The sequence below is a fragment of the Fontibacillus phaseoli genome (assembly GCF_003337355.1).
In the GTDB taxonomy this organism is placed as follows: Bacteria; Bacillota; Bacilli; order Paenibacillales; family Paenibacillaceae; genus Fontibacillus; species Fontibacillus phaseoli.
In genome coordinates this window covers 1392346-1410185 of record NZ_QPJW01000001.1, presented here as the reverse complement: position 1 = coordinate 1410185, position 17840 = coordinate 1392346, and the positions used below count along the sequence as shown (strand labels likewise).

The following is a 17840-nucleotide window of genomic DNA, read 5'->3' as shown; positions in this document are numbered from 1 at the left end:
ATTGATGAGCCGGATTCAGATAGCTTGAAGCACAAAATGCAGAACGAAGAGAAGCGAAATGAGATAGAAGAGAGGCTTCACTTCGCGCCATTTGCCGACGGCTATATGAAATAAAGCGTAGCTGATAAAACCGATCGCGATTCCGTCCACGATGCTGTGCATGAGCGGAATGAAGGCGATGATGAAGAAGGCGGGAAGCCCTTTTTCCATGCTTTCAAAAGAAATGCTGCGAATGGATGGCATCATCAAGCCGCCTATAAAAATAAGAATCGGCGCAACAGCCTGATCCGGAACGAGCGTGATCACGGGCATCGCAACCAGCGAACACAAGAACAGGATTCCCGTAAATGCCGATGTCCAGCCTGTTTTGCCTCCGGCTGAAATCCCGGCCGCCGCCTCGACAGTGGAGACGGTAGGACTTGTCCCAAAAAAGCCGCTAAGAAAGACTGAAAACGAAGTAGCTTGCATGGCGCGTTTGAACCGTTCCTGTTTTCCGCTCATGTTCAATTGGGCGTTAATCAGACCGACGTTCTCGAAGACGATGACCAGCGTGAGCGAGAAGACGGAGACAATCAGCGTGGAAACAGGTAAGCCTTTTACCGATAATTGCCCGAAAACTTCTCCGTAGGATGACCAGGAAAAGCCGTCGAAGCCCGTTGTCGCTGAAGGCTTGACGCCGAATAAAAAGGCAAGTAAGGTTCCGCCGAAAATGGATAGCAGCAAATTGCCGGGAACTTTTCGCATGTACAAAATGCACGTCAAGGCCAAAGTGACGAGCGTTACAATTACACCGGGGTCCGCAAACGATTGAACGGCGATCACCGATGCGGGATCCGGAAGAATAACGCCTCCCTTATGCAAGCCGATCAGGACCAGCATAAGACCGATACCTACGGAAATCGCTTCCTGAAGCGATGAAGGGATGGCCTCGCGCAACTTCTCGACGAGAGAGGTCAAGCTGATAGCTAAAAAACAGATCCCCGACATCATGGAAACCGCCAGCGCTTGCTGCCAGGTTAAGCCCATACCCTGAACCAGCGTATAAGTGAACATGGCATTAATACCCATGCCGGGTGCGATAATTAAGGGAGCTTTGCCCCAGAAAGCCATAATGAAGCAGCCTGCCGCCGATGCCAATATCGTAGCAATAATCCCTGCTTCTTGCGGAATGCCGGCATCCGCCAAAATCGATGAGTTAACGATAATGATATAGACGATCGCAAAAAATGAAACGGTTCCTGCCAAGGCTTCCCTTCGCCAAAAGCTCGGACCAAGGCGGGGAGCTGGATCAGGTGATCTATGTCCATTTGCTTGCGATGATGTCTGTTTCTCTTGGTGGACCAACAAAAAACCTTCCTTCCATTGTAACCCCTCACCCAACCCTTTCAAAAAATATGAAAGAAAACGGCTTAAAGCCGCATGAATCCAATCTTACCACAATCCGAAATCCAGAACCTAATGAATTTCATTACTTCGAAAGTATGCCGTACCAATGATAATTTTAATCTTGATATGACGTTAACATCTCGTATACAAATGTATACGTAGAATAAGGAGTATAAGAATGGAATCCGAGGAATGGCAATAACGCAAAACTTCCTCCAAATTAATGCCTGAATTGCGTATAAGCGTCGAAGTAAAAGATTTACTGTCGGCAAGGACTTGTTGCAAACCGCGGATTCCATATATAATATGACGAGTATATATAAATAGAAAAGGTGTTAATACATGAGCATATTAAACGTAGAAAAACTCAGTCACGGTTTTGGGGACCGTGCGATTTTCACAGACGTATCTTTCCGCCTCCTTAAAGGGGAGCATATCGGATTGATCGGAGCTAACGGGGAAGGGAAATCCACCTTCATGAATATCATTACCGGCAAGCTTCAGCCGGATGAAGGAAAGGTCGAATGGGCCAGACGTACTCGTGTCGGCTACCTGGACCAGCATGCGGTACTTAGCAAAGGAATGACGATTCGCGATGTCCTGCGCGGAGCCTTCCAATACCTGTTCGACATGGAACAAGAAATGAACGACATGTACGCCAAAATGGGCGACGTAACGCCGGAAGAATTGGAGCAACTGCTCGAGGATGTCGGTACGATCCAGGATACGCTGACGAGTCAGGATTTTTATTTGATCGATTCCAAGGTTGATGAGACCGCCCGCGGACTGGGCTTAACGGATATCGGACTGGATAAAGACGTAAACGATTTGAGCGGCGGCCAGCGGACCAAGGTGCTGCTTGCCAAACTGCTGCTTGAAAAGCCGGATATTTTGCTACTTGACGAGCCCACCAACTATCTTGACGAACAGCATATCGAATGGTTAAGACGGTATCTGCAAGAATATGAAAATGCGTTCATCCTGATCTCGCATGATATTCCGTTCCTCAATAGCGTGATCAACCTGATCTATCATATGGAAAATCAGGAACTGAACCGTTATGTGGGCGATTACGATTATTACCAACAAGTCTATGAAGCGAAGAAGCAGCAGCTGGAATCCGCCTTCAAGCGCCAGCAGCAGGAGATCGCGGATCTAAAGGACTTCGTGGCCCGGAATAAAGCGAGCGTAGCTACACGTAATATGGCGATGTCCAGACAGAAGAAGCTCGATAAGATGGATGTCATCGAACTGGCCAAGGAAAAACCGAAGCCGCAATTTAACTTCAAAGATGGCAGAACATCCGGAAAACTTATTTTTGAATCGACGGATCTAGTTATTGGTTACGATTCGCCGTTGTCCCGGCCGCTGAATCTCCGCATGGAACGCGGTCAGAAGATCGCGCTCGTGGGGGCGAACGGGATTGGTAAAACAACGCTGCTCCGGAGTATCTTAGGCCAGATCCAGGCGCTGGAGGGCTCTGTCCGTCTCGGTGAGAATCTGGAGATCGGATATTTCGAGCAGGAAATGAAAGAAGCTAATTACAATACTTGCATTGAGGAAATTTGGAATGAGTTTCCTTCTTATTCGCAGTTTGAGGTGCGGGCTGCCCTTGCCAAGTGCGGCCTTACCACGAAGCATATCGAGAGCAAGGTTGCGGTGCTAAGCGGTGGGGAGAAGGCGAAAGTGCGCCTTTGCAAGCTGATCAACCGCGAATCCAATCTGCTCGTTCTTGACGAACCGACCAACCACCTGGATGTGGACGCCAAGGACGAACTGAAACGTGCGCTCAAAGCATACAAGGGAAGCATCCTGCTTATCTCTCACGAACCGGAATTCTACCGCGATATCGTGACGGAGACCTGGAATTGCGAGTCCTGGACGACAAAAGTGTTTTAAAACATTAAATCCGAGACGAATCTTACGTAAATGAACCGCTTCGAATTAGAACTAGTGGAGTTTAAGTAAAATAATGATTATAACAAAAAGGAGCCTAAATGGCTCCTTTCAGGCTGTCGACATTCTCCTTGACGATAGTCTTTTTTTGAGTTTGATTTTTGTTTTAAGTATGATTTAACTTGCATTAATTGGATGTTCATCGTGATGTGAATTTATATACCTATATTATCGCCGCTAAGGATGAATTTAGATTTACTGCCTGATTTATTTATCCAAGTAGGTGACCATGAGGTGCTATGCCATCACGAATATTGGTCAATTTGTGCGAAAAACACTGAAATGACGAAACTACGATCTCTTTATTACCGTTTCACCTTCAATTAACACTGGCTGATAATAGGTGCTGTTGGGCAGATCTTTCTTTCCTTGTAATTTCTTAATGACCCAATCCGCTGCATCACGTCCCATTTGTTCTTGCGGGTGTGTCAACGTGGTTAGTTTGATGTTCGCATTTTGGGCGATATAGGAATTGTCCTGACCAATAATCGATAATTCCTCCGGAATAGAGATGTCCAACTGTTTGCAAGCATTTACCACTTCTAGGCCCACCTCGTCGTTGTAGCAAACAAGTGCTGTGAGCATATCTCTGTTTTTATTCAAAAACTCTTTCAAGTTAGTGGGAAGCGCCTGTTTCGTTTCCGTGTCAAAAGAAAAAACTTGTTCCGGATAAAATCGCAATTTGGCTTCTCCAAGCGCTTTGATATACCCCTTCATACGATACTTCCCCTGTAAGTCATCCATTTTTGCAATTAGACCAATTTGGGTATGCCCGCTCAAAATCAACTCTTTCGTTGCCAAATAGCTGGACTGCACATCATCTAGACAGAGAAAGGGCACCTCAATTTCTTCATAAAAAGCATTGATCATAATGAATGGAATATCTTGTTCCTTGAACGACAGGTAGTAAGCGATATTGGGATTGTATAGATTGCTTTTCGTAGGTTCAATAATTAAACCGTCCACGCCATAGGACAACATCATTTCCAACGCTTTTTTTTCTTGCTCAACATCATTATTGGTACTAGCCAATAGTAGTGAATAATTATCCTCATTCATTCTACTTTCCATGCCCCGGATGATGGAGGGGAAGATGTAGTCGGAAATGTACGTCGTGATGACTCCGATGGTTTTCTTATGGGTACTCCCGCCGGATCTTGCTCGATATTGGTTGCTGACATACGTGCCGGATCCTTTTTCGCTGCGCAGAAATCCTTCGTTGGATAGCTCCAAAATCGCTTTTCGTACCGTCTGTCTGCTTACTTCGTACAAAGACTGCAAGGCGGACTCCGTTGGAATTTGTTCTCCGACGTTATAATCGCCCGAGAGGATTTTACTTTTTATATCATCAAGGATGACCTGGTATTTTGGTTTCATGTAACTCCTTCTTCCGTACATGTTCGCTTAGTTATTCCTTCATTTGTTGAATTTGTATGTACAAATTATAGCATGATTGTGAAAAAAGTAAAAAGGGGAGCTATACAAAGATAAATGGAGTATAAACACCTGAAGTGTAGAATGATAATGATGAAGCCATCTATATTTGTATGTATATATAATTCGTTTCATTGACAAATGTACGTACAAAAAATATACTAAAACTGTTAATTAAGAAGCTTATAAATTTTTATCCTTACTTTTATTAAAGCGCTGTCAGAGAGGTGACCAACGTGATGTCGAATCAAGAGAGCATGAAACAAGCGGTCGTGAATGGAGAAACTTCGCTTGGCATTGAATTCGGATCCACGCGTATTAAAGCAGTACTCATTGATCATAACTTTCAATCAATCGCTTCCGGAAGTTATGAATGGGAAAATCAGTTGAAGGACGGCTTTTGGACGTACAGTTTAGAGGACATTATCAAAGGCCTGCAAAAAGCTTATTCCGAAATGAAGCAAGACATTGAACGCAATTACGGAATCACCCTCCAAACCATCGGTTCGATCGGTTTTTCCGCCATGATGCATGGATATATGGCTTTTGACGACAAAGATGAATTGCTCGTTCCTTTCCGGACTTGGCGCAATGCAACAACAGGCGCGGCAGCGAAAGCTTTGACGGAGCTGTTTGAGTTTAATATTCCTGAACGCTGGAGCATTGCCCATCTTTATCAAGCCATATTAAATGAAGAAGAACATGTGCCTCGGATCCGGTATGTTACGACATTAGGGGGATATATTCATTGGTTACTGAGCGGCACTAAAGCAATTGGTGTCGGGGATGCATCGGGCATGTTCCCCATTGACGAATCCACGGGAAATTATCATGCATCCATGGTCAAGCAGTTTGACGAACTTGTTGCAAGCAAAGGTTATCCGTGGAAGCTCGATGATCTGTTTCCCAAGGTGTATGTTGCGGGTCAGCAAGCAGGAGTGCTTTCGGAAGCGGGAGCTAAAATTTTGGATCCATCCAACCAACTGCAGTCAGGTATTCCGCTGTGCCCTCCGGAAGGGGATGCCGGAACAGGCATGGTTGCTACGAATAGCGTGAAGAAACGCACCGGGAATGTCTCCGTAGGAACTTCGGTTTTTGCTATGATCGTACTCGAGAAGGAACTGTCAAAAGTCTATCCGGAAATCGATATGGTCACTACGCCGGATGGAAGTCCGGTTGGTATGGTACATGCCAATAACTGTTCGAGCGACATCAATGCCTGGCTCGGATTGTTCCGCGAATTCTCGGATGCCGTGGGACAGAAGGTAGATACCGAGAAGTTGTACAGCGTCATGCTGAACAAAGCATTGGAAGCGGATCCGGATGGCGGCGGGTTGCTTAGCTACGGTTATTTCTCGGGTGAGAATATTACCGGATTGGAACAAGGTCGTCCGCTATTTGTTCGCTCGCCGGAGAGCAAATTCAACCTGGCTAATTTTATGCGGGTTCATTTGTTCACTGCATTCGGGGCGCTTAAAATCGGTATGGATATTTTGACGAAGGAAGAGAATGTCGCTATTGACAGCATCCTTGGTCACGGTGGGTTATTCAAGACTCCGGTCGTCGGCCAAAAAATGATGGCAGCGTCCATGAATGTCCCTGTATCCGTGATGTCAACCGCTGGAGAAGGCGGCGCATGGGGGATGGCGATTTTGGCCTCTTATATGATGAATAAAGCTCATGAAGAAGGCTTGGACAGCTTCCTCGACCACAAGGTGTTCAAGGATGTCGAGGGACAAGAAATTCACCCTGATCCCATCGACGTGAAAGGATTCGAAATCTTTATCGAACGATACAAAAAAGGTCTGGCGATTGAGCAATCGGCCGTCGACAACTTAGTGTGAGAATGGAGGGAGCAAGATGTTAGAACAACTTAAAGAAGAGGTCTTTCAAGCCAATCTGGAATTGCCGAAGCAGGGACTTATTAAATATACGTGGGGAAATGTGAGCGCTATTGACCGTGAAAGCGGTTTGTTCGTAATCAAACCAAGCGGGGTTAGCTACGAGACGATGAAGGCCAGCGATATGGTCGTTGTTGATCTGGATGGCATTGTGGTTGAAGGAGAAATGCGGCCATCCTCCGATACACCGACTCACGCCGTGCTTTACAAGCATTACTCCGAAATCGGAGGCATCGTGCACACGCATTCCACTTGGGCGACCATCTGGGCTCAAGCAGGACTTGATGTTCCCGTCATGGGAACGACGCACGCCGATACATTCTATGGTTCCGTACCCTGTGCGCGGTTCTTGACGCAAGCGGAAGTGGATCGCGGTTACGAGGCGGAAACAGGCCGTGTCATCATTGAAACTTTTGAACAACGAGGCATTGATATTATGGCGGTACCAGGCGTTTTGCTTAAGGGGCATGGACCCTTCACATGGGGAAAAGATGCAAAATCAGCGGTAATGAATAGTGTTGTCCTGGAAGAAGTATCGAAAATGAATTTATTTGCAAGAGAGTTAAACCATTTTGCGGAGGAATTGCCGAAGCCCATTTTAGATAAACATTACTTACGCAAGCATGGCAAAAATGCTTACTATGGGCAAAAGTGATAAACCATAAAATTAAGAAAAGAGGATGAATATGTCAACAGTTGCAGGAAAGCAATTTTGGTTTGTCGTAGGGTCTCAGCATCTTTATGGGGAAGAGGCATTAGCCGAAGTTAAAGCCCATGCCCAAGAAATGACAGATGCTTTAAATAATAGCGGAGTTCTGCCTTATCCTCTGGTATTGCAAGATTTGGCTGTCAGCGCGGAGAAAATCACCAGCATCATGAAAGAAGTCAACTATCGTGACGAAGTTGCCGGCGTCATCACTTGGATGCACACGTTCTCGCCCGCAAAAATGTGGATCCGCGGAACCAAGCTGTTGCAAAAACCTTTGCTTCATCTGGCAACGCAATACAATGAAAGCATTCCTTGGGCAACGATCGACATGGACTTCATGAATCTTAACCAAGCGGCTCATGGGGATCGTGAATATGGTTTTATTAATGCCCGTTTGAACAAACAAAACAAAATTGTCGTCGGCTACTGGGAACGCCCTGAAGTACAAAAGCAAATTGCTGAATGGATGGACGTAGCGGTTGCCTATAACGAAAGCTTCAATATCAAAGTCGCTCGCTTTGGCGACAACATGCGTAACGTTGGCGTAACCGAAGGCGATAAGGTTGAAGCGCAAATCCAATTTGGATGGACCGTTGACTACTTTGGAATTGGGGATCTTGTTCAATACGTGAACGAAGTGAAGGAAGAAGAAATCGATACTTTGTTTGCCGAGTATGCCTCCCTTTATGAATTTGAATACGGCACTTATAGTAAAGAAGCTTGGGAAGCTAGCGTAAAAGTACAAGCAAGCTATGAAATCGCTATCAAACGCTTCCTGGATCAAGGCGGATACAATGCCTTCACCTCGAATTTCGAAGATTTACATGGTATGAAACAGCTTCCGGGGCTTGCCGTTCAACGCTTGATGGCCCAAGGATATGGTTTTGCCGGGGAAGGGGATTGGAAGACGGCAGCTCTAGATCGCTTGCTCAAAGTCATGAGTCATAACCAAAACACCGGCTTTATGGAAGATTACACTTACGAATTAACAGCCGGTCAAGAATCCATCCTTCAATCCCATATGCTTGAAGTGGATCCTACTTTGGCAAGCAACAAACCTAAAATTATCGTTTCTCCATTAGGCATTGGTGGTAAAGAAGATCCAGCCCGTTTAGTATTTGACGGCAAAAAAGGAGACGGTGTGGTTGTTTCCATGGCTGACTTTGGCACGCATTATAAGCTGTTGATTAACGAAGTCTCCGCATTTGAGCCAACGGTTCCGGCTCCGAAGCTTCCAGTGGCCCGTGTACTTTGGAACGTGAAGCCAAACTTCCAAGACGGGGTTAAAGCTTGGATCGAAAATGGCGGCGGTCACCATACCGTTCTTTCATTAAACTTAACAACGGACCAAGTTGTTACTTATGCTAAACTTGTTAACTTGGACTATGTAGTGATTAAGTAATCATCCGTGTGACTTCCTTAGTCGAGGAAATAAACATTAGAAGCCGCGATCTGTGCGGCTTCTTTTTTTATAACGCAAGGGGCCCATCAGCTATGTGCTTTGCACAAATTTTGAGTCTTCTTAGTGTTCCCTCTTGTGTTCAGGTGCCTCTTGCTGGTACACTCATCTCCTGATAACGAACAAAAAATCGACACTCGTTGATGTAAAGACAATTTCATTAAAGGAGATGATAAGCATGCCGCAGGAATTCATCGAAATCAGGAATGCAAGGGAGAACAACCTCAAAAATATTAATTTAACAATTCCAAAAGGAAAAATTACGATTTTTACGGGGGTATCCGGTTCCGGAAAATCATCCATCGTGTTCGATACGATTGCTCAGGAGGCCGGACGCCAGTTAAATGAAACTTATAGCAGTTTTGTGCGGACTTTTCTGCCTCGCTACAGCAGGCCGGAAGCGGACGATATAAGCAATTTGTCCACGGCGATTGTGGTGGATCAAAAGCGGCTGGGCGGAAATGCCCGCTCGACGTTAGGAACGGTAACGGATATCAATTCTCTTTTAAGGCTGTTGTTTTCACGTTTTGCGGTGCCCCATCTCGGATATAGCAATGCTTATTCATTTAATGATCCCAGTGGGATGTGCCCCAAATGCGAAGGGATCGGAAAAATCATTACCTTGAACGTCGATGCGGCGCTGGATAGGGAGAAATCGCTAAATGAGGGGGCTATTTTATTGTCCGGCTTCGCCCCAGGCACTTGGCAATGGAAAACCTACGGCGAGTCCGGGTTCTTCGATAACGACAAAAAAATCAGAGACTACAGCAAAGAGGAACTGGAACAGTTGCTTTATGCGGACCAGCAAAAAGTGGTGGTAACCCACATGGATACCGGTATTAATGCCACCTACGAAGGACTGTCCGTAAAATTCATGCGCTTGAATGTGAAAACGGAAAAAGAAACGACCAAGGTCGGGGCGAAAAAACTGGATAAGTATACAACTACCTGTACATGCCCGGTCTGCGACGGCAAGCGCTATAATGAACAAGTTTTGTCCTCAAAAATTGAAGGATTCTCCATCTATGACCTTACGGACATACAACTGGATGAGTTAATCGAAATCTTGTCGAGGCTGGACAAGCCGATGGCCAAACCAATAGTGGACGGTATTGTAGAACGCCTGAGCAATCTTTGCGAGATCGGGCTCAGTTATATGAACCTGACAAGAGAAACAACGAGCTTATCCGGGGGGGAATCCCAAAGGGTAAAAATGGTGAAGCATTTGTCCAGCAGCCTGACCGGGTTAATGTATATTTTTGATGAACCGAGTACCGGCTTGCATCCACGGGATGTGCACCGATTGAACGAATTGTTGGTCAAACTGCGCGATAAGGGAAATACCGTACTGGTCGTGGAACATGATCCCGATGTCATCCAAGTTGCCGACCATATTATTGACGTCGGACCGCATGCTGGGGCAGCAGGCGGAACCATTATGTATAGCGGAAGTTACGAGGGTTTAATGTCTTCCGATACCCTTACAGGCAAGTATTTGTCGCGTAAAACGGAAATTAAGGCAATGCCTCGTCCGGCGTCGGACTTTCTGGAGAGCAGCATAAGCAGTCTTCATAATTTAAAAAAAGCCAGGCTTCGCGTTCCCCAGGGGATCTTCACGGTAGTGACCGGAGTGGCGGGCTCCGGTAAAAGTACGCTCGTCAATGAAGTTTTTGCCAAAGACTTTCCGGAAGCCATCCGGATCGATCAAAGCTCGGTACATGCCAATATCCGTTCCAATCCGGCCACTTACTCCGACATCATGACCGCGATTCGCAAAGTCTTTGCGGAGACCAATCAGGTGGATACCGGACTGTTCAGTTACAATTCGGAGGGAGGCTGCGAAGCTTGCGGCGGAACGGGAAATGTAGAACTTAATATGTCATTTATGGACAAAGTGGAAGTGGTTTGCAGCGAATGCGGAGGCAGCCGTTACAAGCAGCATGTGCTTCAGTACCTTTATAAAGGGAAGAATATTGTTGAAATTATGGAGATGTCCGTGAAGGATGCTCTGGATTTCTTTGAAATGAAAGACATTCGGGGCAAGCTGAAAAGCATGGAGACCGTGGGACTCGGCTACCTCTCGTTAGGCCAGCCGCTGAACACGTTGTCCGGTGGGGAGTGCCAGAGATTAAAGCTGGCAAGGGAGTTGACGAAAAAAGGGAACATCTATATTCTGGATGAACCGACGACGGGATTGCATATGTCGGACGTCTCCAATATTTTGCGCATCATCGATAAATTAGTGGAAAAAGGCAATACCGTTATCGTCATCGAGCATAATCTGGACGTGATCCGGCATAGCGATTGGATCATCGATTTGGGACCGGATGGCGGTACCGGCGGTGGCGAAATTTTATATGAAGGGCCCCCAGCGGGGATATTGGGTTGTGAGCGATCCGTAACCGCACGGTATATATGAATGCATTTAAAGAGCCAGGACAAGAATGTCCAAGCTCTTTTTTTACCTACCGAATCTAAAAGGTCATCAGAGAAGTGGTTTAGAAGCTTCATGGACAAGGGATTCTTGACAGATCGGCTAATTCATAGTTATCATGGATATATTAAGTCTGTTATTTAAAATTTTAGTAAGGTAAACTACCTAAACGAGGAATGGAGGGGTATTTTTATGAAATATGATTGTGCCATTGTCGGAGGCGGTCCGGCCGGATTAAACGCAGCACTCGTGCTGGGCAGGGCCAGAAAAAGCGTTGCTTTGTTTGACGACAGCCAGCCGCGGAACGCGGTAACGCACGCGTCGCACGGATTTATTACGCGGGATGGAATTAAACCGGCCGAGTTTCGCCGGATTGCCTATGAGGAAGTGCTTGGTTATCCTTCGGTGCAGCATTTGCAGGTTCGGGTAACCGATATTCGAAAAAACGAGCATGGATTCGTTATTCAAACGGCTTCGGGCGAGCCGGTTCATGCCGGCAAGGTAATATTGGCTGCCGGGCTGAAGGAAGTGCTGCCCGAAATTAAGGGGATTTCACAATTTTACGGAAAAAGCCTGTTCAATTGTCCTTTTTGCGATGGCTGGGAGTTGCGGGATCAATCACTTGTGGTCCTAGCAGAAACACCGGAAGCATTTCACAAGGTGAAATTGCTGCATAACTGGAGTGCGGACTTGGTAGTGTGCACGAACGGAAACGATATTTTGACAGAAGAACAGCGGTTGCAGTTCGCATCCAAGGGAATAGTGATTATGGAAACTCCAATTACTGGATTTTCGGGGCAAAACGGATTGCTGGAAAGGGTGCATTTTTCCGATGGTTCTCAACTCGAACGAAGCGGGGGCTTCATTGCTCCTACTTTAGTTCCCAATGCAAAGTTTCATGAAGCGTTAGGCTATCAAACGGAGCAAGAAGGAGGGATCGTAACCGATGCGATGGGAAGAACTACGGTAGCCGGCGTGTACGCGGCGGGAGATTCCGCCTATGTGATGCCTTCCCAATTAATTTATGCCGCAGCATCGGGGAGTAAAGCCGCGGTGGCTGTGGTTGCGGACCTCACGGAAGAGGAGTGGCAATTGATATAGGGCGGTGGAGCAAGGCGGAGATTTGAACCATTTATAAGGGAGATGATGTGATGCACAGTTTTGATGGTCATCCCTTGGATTCGGGAGGATCCAAGAATAAACCCGATCCGGCAGGCAGACCGGGAGTCGAGCTCTTATCCTTACTACAGCCCCAGAAGGGAGAGCGAATCCTGGACGTGGGATGCGGGAACGGGGATCTGACCGCCGCGATTGCGGCGGCAGGAGCAATACCGACGGGGATCGACCTGTCGGAAGAAATGGTGAATCGAGCCCGCTTGAAACACCCCGAACTGAATTTTCTGGTGGAAGATGTATGTCATTACAAATCTGAAGAACATTTTGACGCCGTGTTCTCGAATGCGGCTTTGCATTGGATCAAGGATGCTCCCGCAGTGTCCCGCTCCATCCGGTTAGCCCTCCGGGCAGGCGGCCGATTCGTGGCCGAATTCGCAGGAAACGGCAATCTCGCGATACTGACTGCCGCCATGAAGCAGGCACTTGAGGAGCATGGCTATGCATGGGAGGGACGGAACCCGTGGTATCATCCCACGGTTGGCGAATATGCCAGCCTGCTGGAGCAAACCGGCTTTCGCGTCACGTTGGCTTATCACTTCGACAAGCTCACTCCGCTCAAGGGGAATTTAGGAATCAGGAACTGGCTGGACAGTTTCGCTGAGTACTTTTTCTCGGACGTTACCCCTTTCGACAAAGAATCCATTTATCGCACTATAGAAGCGAACGTAAAGTCGCAGCTTGAACTGGAAGGTCAGTGGATGATAGATACAAGCCGATTGCGTATCCTAGCCATCAAGAATTGATCGCCCTGCAAAAATGAAGCAGACGTTACATGATTAATGGGGTGAAATATGTTCTGATCTCTGAAGAAAACTGAAAATGTAAATGTACGATTCAGCAGGAATCGTCCATGCCCAGGGAGAAGGTAACGATGAGTCATGATGCACCCCCAGCAGGAATGTAGCGTTTACTACAAATAGGAGTGATATTTTTGCAGACAAAGATCAGCCTGGAAGGCGAATGGAAATTGCAATTGGATGAAAGAAAACAGGGACTGAAACTGCCGTTTCAAGATGTTATCACTCTGCCGGGCACGACGTCGTACGCGCGAAAGGGACCGAAAAACGAAAATGCGTTGATCGGCGCCCTGACGGATGAATACTTGTTTGAAGGATCGGCCTGGTATTGTAAAGAGATCACGATTCCGAATGAACTTGCCGGAAAACGGAGCTTGCTGTATCTGGAACGCACCCGGATGACGACAGTATGGCTGGATGGCCAAGAAATCGGCAACCGTGACAGCTTGAATACCGCCCATATTTACGAGGTAGGAAAGCTCAGTGCAGGTAACCACACGATTACCGTGCGGGTTGATAATACAGGTTATCCGACAAAAGGAGGACATTTAACCTCCCCGGATACGCAAACCAACTGGAACGGCATTACCGGCCGGATTGAGCTTCAGTTTTTCGGAGAATCGTCTCTGAGCGGCATCAGGTTGTATCCTGACTTGGCCACTCGGTCGGTCAGAATCACCGGTACCATGGAAGGTATGGCTGAAGGAACGGTTGTCGTGGCAGCCGAAAGCTTTAACAGCGAGACTTCACACTCGGTTCCTGAGCGGGAATTCGCCGTATCGGAAGGGGAGTTTTCCGTCGTTTATGAGCTGGGTGCTGACACGCTGCTTTGGAGCGAATTCAAGCCCAACCTTTATAACGTAAGCGTCATTTTGAAAGACGGAGAAACGGGAGAAGCCGACCGTCATGAGTTGATCTTCGGTCTTCGGGAATTCAAAGCGGCGGGCGACAAGTTTATCATTAATGGAGAGAAGACCTTTCTTCGCGGCAAGCATGACGGCCTGATCTTCCCGCTGACCGGTTATGCGCCTACCGATGTAGAAGAATGGCTTAGAATCCTTGGAATTTCAAAATCTTACGGCATGAATCATTACCGTTTCCACACTTGCTGCCCGCCGGAAGCGGCCTTTACCGCCGCAGACATGCTCGGGATTTACATGGAACCGGAGCTGCCGTTCTGGGGAACGATTACGGAAAAAACCGATGAAGGGCACAATCAAGCGGAGCAGGACTATCTCATCAGCGAAGGTTATGCGATTTTGCAGGCGTTTGGCAATCACCCTTCCTTCGTGATGATGTCGCTTGGCAACGAGCTGTGGGGGAGCAGAACGAAGATCGATTCCATTCTGAAAGAATACAAGGATTTCGACGACAGACATTTGTACACGCAAGGCTCCAATAACCATCAGTTCATGCCGGAAATTTTGGAGCATGACGATTTCTTCTGCGGCGTGCGTTTTTCACGGGACCGGTTGTTCAGAGGCTCCTATGCGATGTGCGATGCTCCGCAGGGTCATGTACAAACCGACTATCCAAGCACGATGAAGGATTATGACGACCAGATCGTTCCTCCGAATTTCGGGAAAGCGGCAGGCTCGGCAGAGAAAGCAGGAGGAGCGATCCAGATCCAGTACGGCACCGAAGCCAAAACCGTCGAGGCCGATGAGTCTTCGGGAGAATGGATTCCGCAAATGCCGGTGGTCTCTCATGAGATCGGGCAATATGCGACTTTTCCGAATTTTGAGGAGATCGGTAAATATCAAGGACCCCTCAAAGCGGAGAATTTCAAAACCTTTCGCGAACGTCTGGAGAGCAAGGGGCTGGGCCATCTTGCCGGGAAATTCTTCGAAAGCTCGGGGCAACTGGCCGTTGCTTGCTACAAGGAAGAGCTGGAAGCCGCTTTCCGCTCCCGCAGACTTGCCGGCTTCCAGCTGCTGGACCTGCAAGATTTCAGCGGTCAAGGAACCGCGTTAGTCGGCGTCCTGGATGCTTTTATGGATTCGAAAGGAATGATTACGCCGGAGGAATGGCGCACGTTCTGCAGCGATGCCGTTCTGATGGCCAGATTCCCGAGGTATAACTATGTCGCCGGAGAACGCTTCAGCGCCGCTGTCGAGTTGAGCTGGTTTCGTCAAGGAGCCCCCGACAATCTCGTGCTGAGTTGGGAGCTTTCCGCGGACGGCGGGATGCTGGCGGAAGGCGCTGCCGAAGCGAAAATTCCTGTATCTACGAATTATATCGATATTTGCCAACTTGACATCGATCTTCCTAAGGTTCAGCGGATGACCAAAATGTCCTTATCTCTCCGCATCGAAGGAACGGACATTCATAAGTCCTACGATCTGTGGATTTATCCGGAGAGCAGCGGAAGCGGGCTTGCCGAAGCCGGAATCCTCTTATTCGAGGAACTTTCCGATCAGGCGCTGGCGCTGCTGGAGCAAGGTGAAAACGTGTTGCTGATGCCGAAGCCGGAATCTCTTCAGAACGCCATCGAAGGCACCTACTGTACGGATTTCTGGTGCTATCCGATGTTCCGGTCCATCTCCGAAAGCATGAACCGCCCGGTGCCCGTCGGTACCATGGGATTGTTGATCGACAACGACCATCCCGTGTTCCGCGATTTCCCGTGCGAAGAACACTCCACCTATCCTTGGTGGAGTATCGTGCAGAACTCGAAATCGCTTATCATGGACGGAACCGACCGTGAATGGGGCCCGATCGTGCAGACGATCGACAATTTTGAGCGCAATCATAAGCTTGGTTTCCTGTTTGAGTGCAACGTGGGCAAAGGAAAGCTGCTGGTCTGCGCCCTGGATGCAAGCAAAGCGGGAGAAACGCCGGAGGGAAGACAATTCTTGTCCGGCTTGGCCGGTTATATGACCTCCGGGGAATTCAACCCGCAGTATAACGCAAGCGTTGCTGAACTTCAGGAATTGATCCGATAAGAGGGACGCCTTTATCCAACATAGAAACAGCCCGGAAAATAAATTCCGGGCTGTTTCTGTTTATTGAGTTTCTAGTGTTCTCCCAGAACGAAGCTCCAGGCTTCGGTGATCGATACAGGCGCCTTACGGCTCTTGTCTCCGCCGCCTTCTTCAGTCCAGAGCGGAGGATAATAAGCAAATACTTGGCCTTCCCGGAGCCGGCTTGTATCTTCCTGCCATCCCTGCCAGCGGAAGGTTTGATAGAACTGTTCCAGATCGCCTTCCGCGAGCCAGGCGAGGAACCCGGAATATTGGAGTTCCGTAGATTCCCACTCCAGTGTATCCGGCGCGAAATAGTGGATCAACCCGCTGCATCCGAATTTGCCCGTATCCAGCGCAAAAAAGCCGCCGGCAGCATCATAGGCGACCACCAACATCCCGTGGAGCGGCTCTACTACTTTGTTGACCGACAATCCGTTCCAGGAATTCAAACTGCCGAAGATTCCCGGATTGCCCGATCCGAGCAAATGAATCCAGCCGTCGTCCCAAAGTATGCCACCAGCCTCGAAAGCAATTGCCCCCAAATAGGACTTTGTGCTTACTTGTAACCGATATAGTGTGTCCTCTGCAGATTCCCGCTCGGCGGGGAGAATGACATATGGATTAGTCCCTTTGCTCAAAATTCCGACAATTTCTTCCCATGCATGATGTTCCTCATCGATCAGTTCTGCCGAGGTTAAAGCCTGCATAATTGTCAATCCTTTCCTATATTTCTGCATATTTCGTACCTTTCGCTTCCTGCCTTTTCCAGTGTATCATGAAAAGAATCGCGGTTTAAATAGATTATGGAAGGAAGGAAACCGATGGATCCCAAAGCCAGGAAAATACTGATGAACGCTTTTTGGACTTCCCGAGGTTGGAGAGCCGGAGGAGCTTTTTATACGGATGAAGATTTTCAATATGCCAAAAGCAAAGGAGTCATGTTTGATCCGGTCACTTGGAGTCATGATGAATGCGTTCGGAGGATCATGGAGCTACATCAGCGGTATATCACGAAAGAGAAGGTGGTACATGCTTTTCTGCACAGTCTCTCCACGCGAAAGGTCTATTTGCGGAGCGCCTTGTCCAGCTTTGCGCTTTCGCGCAATTTACCCATACATACTTATGCGCAGCGGCCGACGGAGCAGCCGGGATATAGTGCTTGCGGCGATTGCAATGACAATAGATTGATGGCGAATGAACAGTATGTCGACGAGGATTTGAACGTACTAAATTTCGAACGCTTAAAATGGGGCGGCATTCGCTTAAACTGGCTGGTTTATTGCTTGATGGACCTGGAATATCTCGCCAAGTCGGAGGAATTTAAGGTCACGGGCGAAGATATGGCTATCTTGAGGCGAATGTTTGAAGCGGTAGAAGCTTACGGAGATAAAGAGGCAGCCAGGCAATTGGAGAAGCGCTGGAAGGATGTTCTTCCTTCCAACCAATATGAACGGGACGTTATACTGGAAATTTGGGGATACGCCGGCTTGCTGCAGTCCCAAGACGATTACCGTAAAGAACGCGGGCGGGGCACCGATTTTAGGTCGATGGCAACCTGGAGGGGCGAGGACGGATATTCTCGTGAAACAGCGGAGTATTATTTTGGCGAGTATTTGTAAGAT

At 47.8% G+C, this 17840-nt stretch carries 13 protein-coding genes; 10 read left to right on the top strand and 3 right to left on the bottom strand.

From position 1 onward, the window contains the following. Window positions 1-15: 15 nt before the first annotated feature. Window positions 16-1245 (bottom strand): NCS2 family permease, encoded by a 1230-nt coding sequence (locus DFP94_RS06925; RefSeq protein WP_245954534.1) that lies wholly within the window; start codon window positions 1243-1245, stop codon window positions 16-18. 47 nt (window positions 1246-1292) lie between these two features. On the opposite strand from DFP94_RS06925, the gene DFP94_RS25420 reads away from it, so the two are divergent. Next, window positions 1293-1496: a hypothetical protein gene (locus tag DFP94_RS25420; protein ID WP_181873061.1), complete on the top strand. Its 204-nt coding sequence runs from the start codon at window positions 1293-1295 to the stop codon at window positions 1494-1496. 232 nt (window positions 1497-1728) lie between these two features. Next, window positions 1729-3285: an ABC-F family ATP-binding cassette domain-containing protein gene (locus DFP94_RS06920; protein WP_114495631.1), complete on the top strand. Its 1557-nt coding sequence runs from the start codon at window positions 1729-1731 to the stop codon at window positions 3283-3285. 348 nt (window positions 3286-3633) lie between these two features. Here DFP94_RS06920 and DFP94_RS06915 read toward each other — a convergent pair whose 3' ends face one another. Beyond that, window positions 3634-4719, bottom strand: coding sequence for a GntR family transcriptional regulator (locus DFP94_RS06915; RefSeq protein WP_114495630.1), 1086 nt, complete (start codon window positions 4717-4719; stop codon window positions 3634-3636). Window positions 4720-5015: 296 nt separating this feature from the next. Between DFP94_RS06915 and DFP94_RS06910 the strand changes: the two genes are divergently transcribed. The 7 genes from DFP94_RS06910 to DFP94_RS06880 all read left to right on the top strand — a co-directional run bounded on the left by DFP94_RS06910 (window position 5016) and on the right by DFP94_RS06880 (window position 16197). Then, a complete protein-coding gene (locus DFP94_RS06910) occupies window positions 5016-6620 on the top strand; it encodes a xylulokinase (protein ID WP_425459233.1) in 1605 nt (534 codons plus the stop codon). A gap of 16 nt (window positions 6621-6636) precedes the next feature. Further along, entirely contained in the window at window positions 6637-7332 is a 696-nt protein-coding gene (locus DFP94_RS06905; protein WP_114495628.1) for an L-ribulose-5-phosphate 4-epimerase, read from the top strand. A gap of 31 nt (window positions 7333-7363) precedes the next feature. Next, the gene (gene araA, locus DFP94_RS06900) at window positions 7364-8788 is read left to right on the top strand and encodes an L-arabinose isomerase (protein ID WP_114495627.1); all 1425 of its coding nucleotides are present in this window, start codon (window positions 7364-7366) and stop codon (window positions 8786-8788) included. 235 nt (window positions 8789-9023) lie between these two features. Further along, on the top strand, window positions 9024-11264 hold the full coding sequence (locus DFP94_RS06895; protein ID WP_114495626.1) for an ATP-binding cassette domain-containing protein: 2241 nt from the start codon (window positions 9024-9026) through the stop codon (window positions 11262-11264). 207 nt (window positions 11265-11471) lie between these two features. After that, window positions 11472-12380 carry an NAD(P)/FAD-dependent oxidoreductase gene (locus tag DFP94_RS06890; protein ID WP_114495625.1) on the top strand — a complete coding sequence of 303 codons (909 nt, stop codon included), beginning with the start codon at window positions 11472-11474 and terminating at the stop codon, window positions 12378-12380. A 50-nt stretch (window positions 12381-12430) separates the two neighbouring features. Further along, the gene (locus DFP94_RS06885; protein WP_114495624.1) at window positions 12431-13198 is read left to right on the top strand and encodes a class I SAM-dependent methyltransferase; all 768 of its coding nucleotides are present in this window, start codon (window positions 12431-12433) and stop codon (window positions 13196-13198) included. Window positions 13199-13377: 179 nt separating this feature from the next. Continuing rightward, window positions 13378-16197, top strand: coding sequence for a glycoside hydrolase family 2 TIM barrel-domain containing protein (locus DFP94_RS06880; protein WP_425459232.1), 2820 nt, complete (start codon window positions 13378-13380; stop codon window positions 16195-16197). Window positions 16198-16268: 71 nt separating this feature from the next. On the opposite strand, the gene DFP94_RS06875 is transcribed toward DFP94_RS06880, so the two are convergent. Further along, the gene (locus tag DFP94_RS06875) at window positions 16269-16925 is read right to left on the bottom strand and encodes a DUF2625 family protein (RefSeq protein ID WP_114495820.1); all 657 of its coding nucleotides are present in this window, start codon (window positions 16923-16925) and stop codon (window positions 16269-16271) included. 114 nt (window positions 16926-17039) lie between these two features. On the opposite strand from DFP94_RS06875, the gene DFP94_RS06870 reads away from it, so the two are divergent. After that, on the top strand, window positions 17040-17837 hold the full coding sequence (locus DFP94_RS06870) for a hypothetical protein (RefSeq protein WP_114495622.1): 798 nt from the start codon (window positions 17040-17042) through the stop codon (window positions 17835-17837). Window positions 17838-17840: the final 3 nt, after the last annotated feature.

What these genes read in the sequence shown, in the direction of transcription:
- DFP94_RS06910 (WP_425459233.1), top strand. Translation starts at nt 5,016, where the DNA reads ATGTCGAATCAAGAGAGCATGAAACAAGCGGTCGTGAATGGAGAAACT.
- DFP94_RS06875 (WP_114495820.1), bottom strand. Translation starts at nt 16,925, where the DNA reads ATGCAGGCTTTAACCTCGGCAGAACTGATCGATGAGGAACATCATGCA.
- DFP94_RS06890 (WP_114495625.1), top strand. Translation starts at nt 11,472, where the DNA reads ATGAAATATGATTGTGCCATTGTCGGAGGCGGTCCGGCCGGATTAAAC.
- DFP94_RS06915 (WP_114495630.1), bottom strand. Translation starts at nt 4,719, where the DNA reads ATGAAACCAAAATACCAGGTCATCCTTGATGATATAAAAAGTAAAATC.
- araA (WP_114495627.1), top strand. Translation starts at nt 7,364, where the DNA reads ATGTCAACAGTTGCAGGAAAGCAATTTTGGTTTGTCGTAGGGTCTCAG.
- DFP94_RS06920 (WP_114495631.1), top strand. Translation starts at nt 1,729, where the DNA reads ATGAGCATATTAAACGTAGAAAAACTCAGTCACGGTTTTGGGGACCGT.
- DFP94_RS06885 (WP_114495624.1), top strand. Translation starts at nt 12,431, where the DNA reads ATGCACAGTTTTGATGGTCATCCCTTGGATTCGGGAGGATCCAAGAAT.
- DFP94_RS06870 (WP_114495622.1), top strand. Translation starts at nt 17,040, where the DNA reads ATGGATCCCAAAGCCAGGAAAATACTGATGAACGCTTTTTGGACTTCC.
- DFP94_RS06905 (WP_114495628.1), top strand. Translation starts at nt 6,637, where the DNA reads ATGTTAGAACAACTTAAAGAAGAGGTCTTTCAAGCCAATCTGGAATTG.
- DFP94_RS06895 (WP_114495626.1), top strand. Translation starts at nt 9,024, where the DNA reads ATGCCGCAGGAATTCATCGAAATCAGGAATGCAAGGGAGAACAACCTC.